The sequence below is a fragment of the Pectobacterium sp. A5351 genome (genome assembly GCF_028335745.1).
Taxonomy (GTDB): Bacteria; Pseudomonadota; Gammaproteobacteria; order Enterobacterales; family Enterobacteriaceae; genus Pectobacterium.
Genome location: NZ_CP116477.1, coordinates 2,788,550 through 2,800,575 on the forward strand (window position 1 = coordinate 2,788,550; position 12,026 = coordinate 2,800,575).

The 12,026-nt window shown below is 53.7% G+C and carries 12 protein-coding genes, 1 pseudogene and 1 riboswitch; of the genes and pseudogenes, 3 read left to right on the plus strand and 10 right to left on the minus strand.

Features of this window, described 5'->3' with window-relative positions; all coding sequences use genetic code 11:
* Positions 1-119 precede the first annotated feature (119 nt).
* A complete protein-coding gene (locus tag O1Q74_RS12915) occupies positions 120-1,193 on the plus strand; it encodes an IS4 family transposase (RefSeq protein WP_271873630.1) in 1,074 nt (357 codons plus the stop codon).
* Between the two features lie 31 nt (positions 1,194-1,224).
* Here the strand turns inward: O1Q74_RS12915 and rhlE are convergent, their stop codons facing one another.
* Positions 1,225-2,658 carry an ATP-dependent RNA helicase RhlE gene (gene rhlE, locus O1Q74_RS12920; RefSeq protein ID WP_271873631.1) on the minus strand — a complete coding sequence of 478 codons (1,434 nt, stop codon included), beginning with the start codon at positions 2,656-2,658 and terminating at the stop codon, positions 1,225-1,227.
* Between the two features lie 236 nt (positions 2,659-2,894).
* Positions 2,895-3,377 (minus strand): hypothetical protein, encoded by a 483-nt coding sequence (locus tag O1Q74_RS12925; protein ID WP_271873632.1) that lies wholly within the window; start codon positions 3,375-3,377, stop codon positions 2,895-2,897.
* Between the two features lie 6 nt (positions 3,378-3,383).
* Here O1Q74_RS12925 and O1Q74_RS12930 point away from each other — a divergent pair.
* Positions 3,384-3,778: pseudogene (locus O1Q74_RS12930) on the plus strand (ABC transporter permease); the annotation flags it as partial.
* Positions 3,779-4,048: 270 nt separating this feature from the next.
* Here the strand turns inward: O1Q74_RS12930 and O1Q74_RS12935 are convergent.
* The 6 genes from O1Q74_RS12935 to moaA all read right to left on the minus strand — a co-directional run bounded on the left by O1Q74_RS12935 (position 4,049) and on the right by moaA (position 7,621).
* Positions 4,049-4,756, minus strand: coding sequence for a Bax inhibitor-1/YccA family protein (locus O1Q74_RS12935; protein ID WP_271873634.1), 708 nt, complete (start codon positions 4,754-4,756; stop codon positions 4,049-4,051).
* Between the two features lie 112 nt (positions 4,757-4,868).
* Complete coding sequence (moaE, locus tag O1Q74_RS12940; protein ID WP_271873635.1) at positions 4,869-5,321, minus strand: molybdopterin synthase catalytic subunit MoaE; 453 nt, start codon at positions 5,319-5,321, stop codon at positions 4,869-4,871.
* A gap of 2 nt (positions 5,322-5,323) precedes the next feature.
* Positions 5,324-5,569 carry a molybdopterin synthase sulfur carrier subunit gene (gene moaD / locus O1Q74_RS12945; RefSeq protein ID WP_271873637.1) on the minus strand — a complete coding sequence of 82 codons (246 nt, stop codon included), beginning with the start codon at positions 5,567-5,569 and terminating at the stop codon, positions 5,324-5,326.
* Entirely contained in the window at positions 5,566-6,060 is a 495-nt protein-coding gene (gene moaC / locus O1Q74_RS12950; protein WP_271873639.1) for a cyclic pyranopterin monophosphate synthase MoaC, read from the minus strand. The genes moaD and moaC overlap by 4 nt, the downstream gene beginning before the upstream one ends.
* 18 nt (positions 6,061-6,078) lie before the next feature.
* A complete protein-coding gene (moaB, locus tag O1Q74_RS12955) occupies positions 6,079-6,597 on the minus strand; it encodes a molybdenum cofactor biosynthesis protein B (protein ID WP_271873641.1) in 519 nt (172 codons plus the stop codon).
* Between the two features lie 34 nt (positions 6,598-6,631).
* Entirely contained in the window at positions 6,632-7,621 is a 990-nt protein-coding gene (gene moaA, locus O1Q74_RS12960; RefSeq protein ID WP_271873642.1) for a GTP 3',8-cyclase MoaA, read from the minus strand.
* A riboswitch (molybdenum cofactor riboswitch) is annotated at positions 7,609-7,757 on the minus strand. It overlaps the preceding gene by 13 nt.
* Before the next feature lie 286 nt (positions 7,758-8,043).
* Between moaA and yvcK the strand changes: the two genes are divergently transcribed.
* Complete coding sequence (gene yvcK / locus O1Q74_RS12965; RefSeq protein WP_271873643.1) at positions 8,044-8,955, plus strand: uridine diphosphate-N-acetylglucosamine-binding protein YvcK; 912 nt, start codon at positions 8,044-8,046, stop codon at positions 8,953-8,955.
* On the opposite strand, the gene O1Q74_RS12970 is transcribed toward yvcK, so the two are convergent.
* Together O1Q74_RS12970 and uvrB are read right to left on the minus strand one after the other, a co-directional pair.
* Positions 8,952-9,383 carry a glyoxalase gene (locus O1Q74_RS12970; protein ID WP_271878917.1) on the minus strand — a complete coding sequence of 144 codons (432 nt, stop codon included), beginning with the start codon at positions 9,381-9,383 and terminating at the stop codon, positions 8,952-8,954. The genes yvcK and O1Q74_RS12970 overlap by 4 nt on opposite strands.
* A 28-nt stretch (positions 9,384-9,411) precedes the next feature.
* Positions 9,412-11,424, minus strand: coding sequence for an excinuclease ABC subunit UvrB (gene uvrB, locus O1Q74_RS12975; protein ID WP_271873645.1), 2,013 nt, complete (start codon positions 11,422-11,424; stop codon positions 9,412-9,414).
* Between the last annotated feature and the right edge of the window lie 602 nt (positions 11,425-12,026).

Here is a 12,026-nt window from a genome sequence, read left to right on the forward strand (position 1 = left end):
CCACGGCAAAATAACGCGATAAAAAGGGAGCCGTCTGGTTAATACCGATCGTTTAAGGATCAGTTGAACGATCCAGCCGTTGGTGTAAAAAGGTTCATGACATGCATTGACCTTTTTTTATGCAACTTTCTCAGGCTCTTGGCATTATCAGTCTTACTGCGCCGGAACAGATCCACACTCTGGCTGATCTCCTACCCGTTAGCATGATTGAACAGGCATTAACGCTCACTGATACCGTCACGCTGCGCAAACGAAAACTCCCCCTTGAGTCCATGGTGTGGCTGGTGATTGGCATGGCCGTATTCAATCAGCGCCCTCTTTCCCATATCGTTAATCTCATGGATATCGCTGAGCGCTCCGGCACCCCGTTCATCGCCCCCAGTTCAGTCATACAACGGCGACAGACGCTCGGTGAGGCGGATGTCAACGAGGTGCGGCTGGCAGCAGAGCTGACCGGAAAAACACCAGATAACGGCATTACCCTGTTCGATAAAGGGTTTTACTCCGTCGGTTTACTGCATCACTGGCGAACAGCAGGGGAAAATCGGCACTGGCTGCTGCCGTTGAAGAAAAATACGCAATACGAAGTGATAAGCAAGCTGGGCAGGCAAGACAGACTGGTACGGATAAAGACATCGCCACAGGCGCGTAAACAATGGGCGACGCTGCCGGAGAGCATCACAGCCCGGTTGTTAACGAAGACGATAGAGGGAAAAACGCGAGAGGTGCTTACGTCACTGACGGATCCGATGCGTTATCCGGCGGCGGAGGTGAACGCACTTTACGCTCACCGATGGGAAATCGAGTTGGGATATCGCGAGACGAAACAAGGCTTGCTGGGTAACAGGTGGAATTTACGGAGCAGACTGCCGGAAATGGTGAGGCAGGAGTTGTGGGGCGTGCTGTTGACGTACAATCTGGTGCGTTATCAGATGGTGAAAATGGCGTTTATGCTGAAAGGAGATTACCTGCCGTATCAGTTGAGCTTCAGCGGCACCCTGACGGAAATCTGGCGATTACTTATCGGTCTGCCGGGTTCATCGCCGGGTGCGATGCCGGGACATCTGAAGCATTTTTATGAGCAGGCAATCTATCTGGTATTGCCGTTACGAAGAGAGCGAAGTTACCCCCGAGAAATCAGGGGAAGACGAGCGAAATATCCGTTAAAAAACAATGCTGATCACCTTAAGTGACCAGCATTAGCCGTCTGGCTCCCTATCGATTTTACTTGTCCGCTGGCTTACTGCGGTTTTGCGGACGTGGCGCGCGGCGTTGTCCTTCGCCACTGCCCTTCCCGCTGTGACCTTTATTCCCCCCCCAGGGGCTATCGCTATTGCCGCCTGCTTTACGCGGCTGGCGATTGCCATCGGCCGAGCGGCGTTCGCCCTGACCTTGACTACGCTCGGACTGCACGCGCGGCGCACCAGACGGCGCACGAGGAGACCCGTTACGCGCCCCGCCACCACCACGGTTGCCCTGACGGCCATTCACAATCGGCTCGGCCTTGATAGACGGATCCGGCTCGTAGCCTTCGATGGCGATACGCGGAATTTCGCGCTTCAGCAAGCGTTCGATATCACGTAGCAGTTTGTGCTCATCCACACACACCAGCGACAACGCTTCCCCCGTCGCTTCGGCACGACCGGTACGACCGATACGGTGAACATAATCTTCCGGCACGTTTGGCAACTCATAGTTCACCACGTGCGGCAGTTGGTCGATATCCAGGCCGCGCGCGGCGATATCCGTTGCAACCAGCACGCGAATGCTGCCGTCTTTGAAGTTCGCCAACGCACGGGTTCGCGCCCCCTGACTTTTATTACCGTGGATAGCCGCAGCGGTAATCCCGTCTTTTTCCAGCAGTTCAGCCAGATGGTTAGCGCCGTGTTTGGTGCGGGTAAAGACCAACACCTGCTGCCAGTTATTTTCGCCAATCAGTTGCGACAGCAGTTCACGCTTACGGCGCTTATCGACAAAATGTACGTGCTGCGTAACCAGTTCAGACGGTGTATTACGACGCACTACTTCAACCGAGGCTGGGTTGGTCAGTAACTTGTTCGCCAGCGCTTTGATCTCATCAGAGAAGGTCGCGGAGAACAACAGGTTTTGGCGTTTCGCAGGCAGCTTCGCCAGTACACGACGAATATCGTGGATGAAGCCCATATCCAGCATGCGGTCCGCTTCATCCAGCACCAGAATTTCAATCTGTGACAGGTCAACGGCGTTCTGGTGTTCAAGATCGAGCAGACGCCCCGGTGTCGCGACCAGAATATCCACACCGCCACGCAGTTTCATCATCTGCGGGTTAATGCTCACCCCACCGAATACGACCAGCGAACGCAGTCGCAGATATTTGCTGTACGCCTTCACATTCTCATCAATCTGCGCGGCCAGCTCACGGGTTGGCGTCAGAATCAGCGCCCGCACCGGACGGCGGCCTTTCCCTTTATTCTGCGCTTCACGGCTGGTCAACAGTTGCAATAACGGCAACGTAAAGCCCGCCGTTTTGCCCGTACCCGTTTGGGCGCTGGCCATTAAATCGCGCCCTTCCAGCACGACAGGAATCGCCTGACGCTGTACAGGGGTAGGATCGCGATAACCCTGCTCTTCAATCGCGCGCAGAATATCGGCACTCAAGCCGAGAGAATCAAATGACATAAAAAAAACGACTCCAGACCCGCTCTGACCGGACAGCAGCCGGTGTAGTTTTCAGAGGGTCAATAAGGCGGGTTTGACGGGCCACTATTAACGTAACAACTCATATAACCATTTACGTAAAACAACGACATACGCAACAACCACGATGAAAGGGCACAACTACGGTGCATGACTGCCGACGATTGTAGCAGAGATTATGAGCACTAAGGGATTTTTATCTACGCCAGACCACTTTTTTAGCGTGACGCAGGAAGGGGCCGTTTTGGCAGTATTCCTGCGGCTGCGACGCCTTGTAATAAAAACAGTAGGTGCGCCGACAGCGTATTCAGGATCGGCAACAGGTGTTGAGTAAACCGCGTGTCGGATAGGCTATCACACCATGTATCCCGCTTGCCCCACGCCGGCTGGGACATCGTGAGCTCGTAAAGCGGCATAGTCGACGTCCACAGGCGATCGTGGCCGAATTCCAGCACGCTGTTATCCAGCGCCATATTCAGCCCGTTGCTATACACCGACAGGGCGTACAGACTGGAGGCCGTGGTTAAGAACCCGATTCGCTTTGCCAGTAGCGAGGCAGTAATCTTGATCGATGACGACAGTTGCGTCAGCGTTTCCAATAACCAGCGGCAATAGTCGGGAACTAACACTCCGCGGCTCAGGCAGCTATCCTGCCCTGCCCGCTGTGAGGCATCCATTAATTGCAGCGTGCCGGAGAGCATCGCCCACTGCTGTTTGTGATAAGCAGTCTGTTTCTTGCCAACACGTTGGGCATGGGGTTGCTGATCTCCCTCCTCACCCGCAACCAGTTCAACGCCGCGATGGTGGCGCTGAATGCGGCATTCCTGCCAACGATTATGCTGTCCGACTTTGTTTTTGAAATCGACAGCATGCCGGAATTTGTCCGTGGCGTGTCGTACATTATCCGGGCACGTTATTTTGTCAGTACGCTGCTGCGGTTTTACACCACGATGCTGATCTATGACCTGTCGCAGGTCGCTTTGGTCTACTGATTTCCTCACTCTGCTCAATGCAGCCGCAGGCGTTTATCGGCATGTTCGTCTTCCTGATGCCCGCGGTTCTGCTTTCCGGCTATGTTTCACCGGTTGAGAACATGCCGATCTAAATAGCTATATGGACACCTACCCGCGCTTGCACTGGGTAGGTATCCATATAGCTATTTAGGCAAGAAGATGAATATTAGCGGAACCCCCACTATCTTCTTTTTAGATGGAAGCAGCCAACAAGGCGTTATGGAAATAGATGCACTGGAGAAAAAATGGGCAAGCATAAAATAGTTCAATACAAATGTTGCAGCTAGAAACAATACTTACCCAGCAACATACCCGAAGCAGAAAGCGATCGTCTATTTCGGGTATGTAATAGCGACAGTTTAACGACGGTTACCGAAAATACGCAGCAGCATCAGGAACAGGTTGATGAAGTCTAGGTACAGGGTCAACGCACCCACGATGGAATATTTGCGGAAGCTGTCTTTGTCATCAACGGACAGTTGCTCGCCGATATTTTTCAGCTTCTGGGTGTCATACGCCGTCAGCCCGACAAACACCACCACGCCAATATAGGTTACCGCCCACATGAGCGCTTCGCTCTTCAGCCACAGATTCACCAGAGAAGCCAGCACAATCCCGATCAGCGCCATAAACAGCATACTACCGAAACCGCTCAAATCCCGCTTTGTGGTGTAGCCGTACAGGCTCATCGCCCCAAACATCCCGGCCGTAATCACAAACGTACTGGCGATGGATTCACCGGAGTACATAATGAAAATGCTGGAGAGCGTTAGCCCCGTCAGCGCGGAATAAAGCATAAACAGCGACGTGGCGACCGCACCGCTCAGGCGCTGTACCATGCCAGAAATCACAAAAACCAGCCCCAGTTGGGCGATGATCAATCCGAAGAAAGTGATCTGGCTGGAGAAGACAAAATTCAGTACGGCAGGCGTATTCGCCGCGTACCAGGAGACGAACGCCGTTAGCAGCAGGCCGCAGGTCATCCAGCCGTAAACCTGTGCCATATAGGCCTGGAGACCCGACTGCGAGCGCTCAACGATTGAATCCGAGCGTGGATATCTGTCCATGATGTTACCTTTGCATAAAGTTATCTAATTAACGCGGCGTAAACCGCCCGTTTGGGGACTCGAGACTGAATATTCTCTCCCCGCTATCCTTTTATCCTAACACAGAAATGGACTACCAGCGCTGCGCGGCCTGCTTATCGCTATCGCGTGATTCCACCCAGCGTTCGCCTTCCGGCGTCGCTTCACGCTTCCAGAACGGTGCCCGGGTTTTCAGATAATCCATAATAAATTGGGCGGCATCAAACGCCGCGCTGCGGTGGGCCGCACTGACGCCAACGAACACAATTTCATCGCCCGGATAGAGTGCGCCCACCCGATGAATCACGCTCACACGCGGCAGTTCCCAGCGCTCGCGGGCCAGCTCGACAATCTCCGCCAGCGCCTTTTCCGTCATGCCGGGGTAATGTTCCAGCGTCAACGCGCTGACGTCTTTCGCCAGATTGTGATTACGCACCTTACCCGTGAACGTCACCACCGCGCCGTCTTCATCACACTGCGCCAGCCACTGATATTCATCCCCTACGCTGAAGTTCTCTTCACCGACCCGAATACGCGTTTCTGTCACGATCAGCCCCCTGTCACCGGTGGGAAAAACGCCACTTCATCGCCGTCCTGTAGCGGGTGAGTCAGCTCAACCAGTGACTGGTTCACCGCGACCAGCAGCTTGCCCGATTCCAGCGCCAGCGCCCAGCGCGCGCCACGCTGGCACAGCGCCTGTCTCACGTCCTCGACGGTGAGGTACTCAGCAGGCAGTGACAGGCTGTCTGTCTCGATCAGTTCACGGACTTGTGCAAAAAACAGAATCGTAATCATGCTCCCTCCGCCGTAAAATCGCCGGATTTTCCGCCGCTTTTCGCAAGCAGGCGCACCGGACCAATCACCATATCTTTCTGCACAGCCTTGCACATGTCATAGATGGTCAGCGCAGCGACAGAAGCGGCCGTCAGCGCTTCCATCTCTACGCCCGTTTTCCCCGTCAGGCGACACACAGATTCAATGCGAACCCGATTGTGTTCCGGCTGTGCTTCCAGCTCGACAGCAACCTTGCTCAGCAGCAGCGGGTGGCAAAGAGGGATCAGTTCCCAGGTACGTTTCGCCGCCTGAATGCCGGCAATGCGCGCGGTGGCGAACACATCCCCCTTGTGATGGCTACCGGCAATAATCATCGCCAGCGTCTGCGGTGCCATTTCAACAAAGGCTTCCGCGCGGGCTTCGCGCACGGTTTCCGCTTTGGCGGAAACATCCACCATCGAGGCTTCGCCAACGGCGTTAATGTGGGTCAATTGTGGCTTAAGTGATGACATAGTGAATAAGGCTTACCGTTAAGAGGTTTTTTTCAAATGTGGGGTGAAATTGCACGGTTTCTGGCGCGCATCCAACTGTTCCTGAATGATGCGTTCCCATGCTGTGCGACAGGCGCGAGTCGAACCTGGCATAGCGAAAATCACCGTCTGATTCGCCAGACCGGCAAGCGCACGGGATTGCAGCGTCGCCGTACCGATATCTTCATACGACACCATACGAAACAATTCGCCGAAGCCTTCGATTTCCCGATCGAACAAAACACCAATGGCTTCCGGCACCACATCCCCTGCGGTAAAGCCCGTTCCACCGTTAATCAGAATGCCCTGCACGGTGTCACTGGCAATCCACGTCGAGATCTGTGCCCGAATCTGATACAGGTTCTCTTTCACAATGGCACTCTCGACAATACGATGCCCTGCTGACTGCGCCGCTTCGCGCAGATAGTCGCCGGAGGTGTCATCTTCCGCCGTACGGCGCTCGGAAACGGTCAGTACCGCAAGGTTGAGAGAAACGAATTCGCTGCTGACTTTGCTCATGCCAGGCTCCTTTAAGAATCAGTGATGTCGCGGATTAACCGCCGATAAATGACAGGTTTTGCGTGATACCGCTATTCCCTTCATGCAGGAAGTGGGTCTGCTTCTTCGCCGACAGCCCGCCCGAGATACGCATTTTCAAATCATCGAGATGGCGATCGTCGGCCAGTAAATCACGCAGTGGAATACCCTGTTCGCCAAAGAGACACAGATGCAGATTACCGATAGCAGACACACGAAGACGGTTACAACTCAGGCAGAAATCTTTCTCATACGGCATAATCAGCCCGATTTCCCCCTGATAGTCTGGATGGCAGAACACCTGTGCCGGACCGTCGCTGCGGGCTCGTTGTTGTTGCTGCCAGCCTTGCTGCAATAGCTGCTGGCGAATCACCTCGCCGGAAACGTGGTGACGGCGAAACAGCTCCCCCCCTTCTCCCGTTTCCATCAGTTCAATAAAACGTAGTTGAATCGGGCGGTGTTTAATCCAGTCGAGAAAAGTTTTCAGGCTGCCCGCGTTGACATCGCGCATCAGCACCGTGTTGACTTTAACCTTGGCAAAGCCGCAGTCAAATGCGGCATCAATGCCGTCCATCACCTGCCGGAATTTATCCTGCCCGGTAATCGCATGAAACTGGCGTGCATCCAGGCTGTCCACGCTAACGTTCAGCGCGGTGAGTCCCGCATCACGCCACTGCGCAACATCCCGCGCAAGACGGTAGCCGTTGGTGGTAACGGCCAGCGTACGAATCGCGGGGTTTTCGCGGATTGCGGCGATAATATCGACAAAGTCACGGCGCAGAGACGGTTCGCCGCCAGTAAGGCGAACTTTTTCCGTCCCCAATTCGGCGAAAGCGCGGCTGACGCGACGGATTTCATCAAGTGATAAAAAGCGATGCGGATTGGTGCCATTGGCCTGATAGCCATCCGGCAGACAGTAGGTACAACGAAAATTGCAGACGTCTGTGATAGACAGACGCAAATAGTAGAACTTGCGCGCAAACGCATCAGTCAGTTGACTCACCATAAACACCTTTCCAAATACGGGAGATGCAGGCATTTCTACCTCGCACCCTGGTGACCGCGAAGGCCACGGCCAGGGCACCGTATCACGCGCACGACGCGCATCACGTAGGCACCAAGGCTAGGAGTTTGATTCCTATCGGTTATCCGTTAAACAGCAATGAATCAACCAATAAAGAATCGTGATTTCATTGAACAGTTTACTGCGAAAAAGCGCAGTCAACCACTCTCAAAACCGGTATATAAATAAATATATAACGAATTTTCAATACCTTATGATGCACAGCATACGGGAAAATGCGCCACAGAAATTGTCTCAGGTCATACCCGTGTGAGGATTTTTCGCGTTTTAAGCTGAAATCAGCTACCTTAGCGACAATTGTCACACACACTTCATATCCCTCTGGCTCATTCTTAAGGTTTTCTATGCGCAATCGCACGTTGGCCGACCTCGACAGGGTTGTCGCACTAGGAGGCGGACACGGCTTAGGTCGTGTGATGTCTTCACTCTCTTCCCTGGGTTCACGGCTAACCGGCATTGTCACAACGACGGATAACGGTGGCTCTACTGGCCGCATCCGGCGTTCCGAAGGCGGCATTGCCTGGGGCGATACCCGCAACTGCCTGAATCAACTGATTACTACGCCCAGTGTGGCATCTGCGATGTTTGAGTATCGGTTTAACGGTAACGGTGAACTTGCCGGACACAATCTGGGTAATCTGATGCTAAAAGCGCTCGATCACCTGAGCGTGCGCCCGCTGGAAGCCATCAATCTGATTCGCAACCTGCTCAAAGTGGATGCCTTTTTAATTCCGATGTCCGAGCATCCGGTCGATTTAATGGCGATTGATGAACAGGGCAACCCTGTTTATGGCGAAGTCGAGATCGATCAACTGGCGGCTTTACCGCAAGATTTGATGCTGTACCCGACGGTACAGGCCACGCGCGAGGCGATTGATGCCATCGCCAAAGCCGACCTGATTTTGATTGGCCCCGGCAGTTTTCTGACTAGCCTGATGCCGCTACTGCTGCTGGACGATCTGACACAGGCGCTCCGCCGCACGCCCGCCCCCATGGTCTACATCGGCAATCTGGGCAGCGAGCAGAGTAATCCCGCCGCCCGTCTGACATTGGCGGAGAAACTGTCCTGGATTGAACGCAAAGTGGGTAAATCGGTGGTGGACGTGGCGATCGTCGGTCCGAAAGTCGATGTCAGTCAGATCGGCGACCGCCTGATCGTGCAGCAAGAACTGGCCGCAGCAGATGTGCCTCACCATCATGATCGTGAGCGACTGCGCCAGGCTATCGACCGTGCGCTACAGTTACTGGGCTCTTAATCCCGTAGCCACGGCGTATAAGTCACGCCAATCAACATCCCTTCGGGACTCAGGAAACGCGTGACCTGCTGTCCCCAGGGTTCAAGGCGATTCTCGACCAGTAGCGCATAGCCTTGCGCTTTTAGCGTACCGGTCGCTTCCGTCATGTCCGCCACTTCAAATTCCAGCCAGCTTTGCGGTTCAGGCAGATCCGCAGGCCAGTTCTCGTGTCCGAAACAGGATTCGCTGGCCTGTGACAGTGGCCACAGGGCGAAATGTTTTACACCACCCATTTCATCGCTCACCAGATAGTCGCTCCCTTCCGCAACGGGCTTCAGCGGTAATTTCAGCGTATCGACATAGAGCGCATGGCTGGCAGACAGCGATTTCACGATCGGCCCGAAACCCGCCACAAACAGCACTTCAACACCCGGTATAATAGGGTCCATCATTGATCCTCCGTGAGTGCTTGCATCGTTAGGATGCAGCGATAAATTGTGCGCGCAGTGCCTGCACCTCGTCGCGCAAAGCCGCAGCCTCTTCAAATTCAAGATTCTGCGCATGTGTCAGCATCTTGCTTTCCAGCTCGCGGATTTTCAGCTCCAGCGCCTTCGGCGTCATCAGCTCATAACGTGCGGCCGGTTCTGCCGCTTTACGGCTGCCTCGACCTTTGCCTCTGTTCGTCGGCTGCCCCAGTTGCAGAATATCGGAAATTTTCTTATTAAGCCCCTGCGGCACAATCCCGTGCTCGGTGTTGTACGCCTCCTGCTTCTCACGACGGCGCTCTGTTTCGCCAATCGCCTTCGCCATGGATGGCGTAATCTTGTCGCCGTACAGAATCGCCTTCCCGCGCAGGTTACGTGCCGCACGACCAATCGTCTGGATCAGGGAACGTTCGGAACGCAGGAAACCCTCTTTATCGGCATCCAGAATCGCCACCAGCGACACTTCAGGCATATCCAGCCCTTCACGCAACAGGTTGATCCCCACCAGCACGTCGAACTCGCCAAGGCGTAAATCACGGATGATTTCCACACGTTCGACGGTATCAATATCCGAGTGCAGATAACGCACCCGCTCGCCGTGTTCTTCCAGATATTCCGTCAGGTCTTCCGCCATTCGCTTGGTCAGCGTCGTGACCAGCACACGTTCGTTAATCGCCACACGTTGGCGAATCTCGGAAAGCAGATCGTCCACCTGTGTCGCAACGGGCCGAACTTCAATAAGCGGATCGAGCAACCCAGTGGGACGCACCACCTGATCGATCACGTCGCCGCCCGATTTTTCCAGCTCATAGTTACCCGGCGTCGCAGACACGTAGATCGTCTGCGGAGCCAGCGCCTCAAACTCTTCAAATTTCATCGGACGGTTATCCAGCGCCGAAGGCAGCCGGAAACCGTATTCGACCAGCGTCTCTTTACGCGCGCGGTCGCCGCGATACATACCGCCGATCTGCGGCACGGTAACGTGGGATTCATCAATGACCAGCAGCCCGTCCGCCGGCAAATAATCAAACAACGTCGGCGGCGGTTCGCCGGGGCCACGGCCAGAAAGGAATCGCGAGTAGTTTTCGATACCGGAGCAATAGCCCAGTTCGTTCATCATCTCCAGGTCAAACTGCGTGCGCTGACTCAGCCGCTGCTCTTCCACCAACTTATCATTCGCCAGCAGTACCTTTCTGCGATCGGCCAGTTCCACCTTGATCTCTTCCATCGCCTGTAAAATACGCTCACGCGGCGTGACATAGTGCGTTTTCGGGTAGATGGTATAGCGCGGTACCGTCTGGAGCACATGACCCGTCAGCGGATCAAACAGCGACAGCCGTTCCACTTCTTCATCGAACAGTTCAACACGCAGGGCGATTTCGTCAGATTCCGCTGGGAAGATATCGATCACCTCACCGCGCACGCGGAACGTACCGCGTTGGAACGCTTGGTCGTTGCGGGAATATTGCAGTTCAGCCAGACGCCGCAAAATAGCACGCTGGTCAATCAGCATCCCCTGCGTCAGGTGCAGCATCATTTTCAGATAGAGATCGGGATCGCCCAGACCATAGATAGCGGATACGGAAGCCACGACGATCACATCACGCCGCTCCAGCAGCGCTTTTGTCGCGGAAAGACGCATCTGCTCGATATGTTCGTTAACCGATGCATCCTTTTCGATGAAAGTGTCGGAACTTGGGACATAAGCTTCCGGCTGATAATAGTCGTAGTACGAGACGAAATACTCCACGGCATTATCGGGGAAGAATTCTTTCATTTCGCCATACAGCTGAGCCGCCAGCGTTTTATTTGGCGCTAGCATCATCGTCGGCCGATTGAGGTCGGCAATCACGTTGGCAATCGTGAACGTCTTACCTGAGCCAGTTACCCCAAGCAGCGTTTGGTGCGCCAGCCCATCTTCCAGGCCCTCTTTTAAACGACGAATGGCCTCAGGCTGATCGCCTGCCGGTTTAAAGTCGGAATTCAGTGTAAATACTTTACTCATCGTTAAGCACGCTACTTATTCGTTAATTACGTATTAGTCGTTATTACGCATCGATCAGGACGATGGCCGCGGGTGGACGCTGGGAATTTTATTCTGAATGCCAATGGCGAAATTCGCCACCGCAATGATACTGGATATAAAAACAGCATCAAGAAAATTATCGCTGGATTGGATGATTAATCGACAAATGAATTTGCTAGCACATCTATGTTCAATCTACCAGATAAAATCATCATGATTTATCCCCAGATTTGGTAAAAATGTAACATGCAGGGATACGCGGTGACGTTAATTTATGCAACTATGCATCGTTGATGTTTAAGACGCTTGATTTTACTTAAGCATATGATAACAAATAAATTAGCAAAACCGTGGAGAATAGCGCCAACCTAGTGAAAACCCGCGCCAGCTCTCGGTTAGGGCGCGTTGTCTATCCATAATACACATAGTTATCCACAGAAATGGTGGATAACTCCCACAACCCCGCATCAGTACTGAGTTAGAGAAATACCCGCTTCATTCGTGATTCCCTCTGATATGGATTTTCTTCACACTCTTTCTGTGATTTATCGCATAAGTATTAGACGGAAAAAGACTAAAAA

Excerpts from the sequence above, each read along its gene's own strand:
- O1Q74_RS12915 (WP_271873630.1), top strand. The coding sequence starts at position 120 with ATGCAACTTTCTCAGGCTCTTGGCATTATCAGTCTTACTGCGCCGGAA.
- rhlE (WP_271873631.1), bottom strand. The coding sequence starts at position 2,658 with ATGTCATTTGATTCTCTCGGCTTGAGTGCCGATATTCTGCGCGCGATT.
- O1Q74_RS12925 (WP_271873632.1), bottom strand. The coding sequence starts at position 3,377 with ATGCTCTCCGGCACGCTGCAATTAATGGATGCCTCACAGCGGGCAGGG.
- O1Q74_RS12935 (WP_271873634.1), bottom strand. The coding sequence starts at position 4,756 with ATGGACAGATATCCACGCTCGGATTCAATCGTTGAGCGCTCGCAGTCG.
- moaD (WP_271873637.1), bottom strand. The coding sequence starts at position 5,569 with ATGATTACGATTCTGTTTTTTGCACAAGTCCGTGAACTGATCGAGACA.
- moaC (WP_271873639.1), bottom strand. The coding sequence starts at position 6,060 with ATGTCATCACTTAAGCCACAATTGACCCACATTAACGCCGTTGGCGAA.
- moaB (WP_271873641.1), bottom strand. The coding sequence starts at position 6,597 with ATGAGCAAAGTCAGCAGCGAATTCGTTTCTCTCAACCTTGCGGTACTG.
- moaA (WP_271873642.1), bottom strand. The coding sequence starts at position 7,621 with ATGGTGAGTCAACTGACTGATGCGTTTGCGCGCAAGTTCTACTATTTG.
- yvcK (WP_271873643.1), top strand. The coding sequence starts at position 8,044 with ATGCGCAATCGCACGTTGGCCGACCTCGACAGGGTTGTCGCACTAGGA.
- O1Q74_RS12970 (WP_271878917.1), bottom strand. The coding sequence starts at position 9,383 with ATGGACCCTATTATACCGGGTGTTGAAGTGCTGTTTGTGGCGGGTTTC.
- uvrB (WP_271873645.1), bottom strand. The coding sequence starts at position 11,424 with ATGAGTAAAGTATTTACACTGAATTCCGACTTTAAACCGGCAGGCGAT.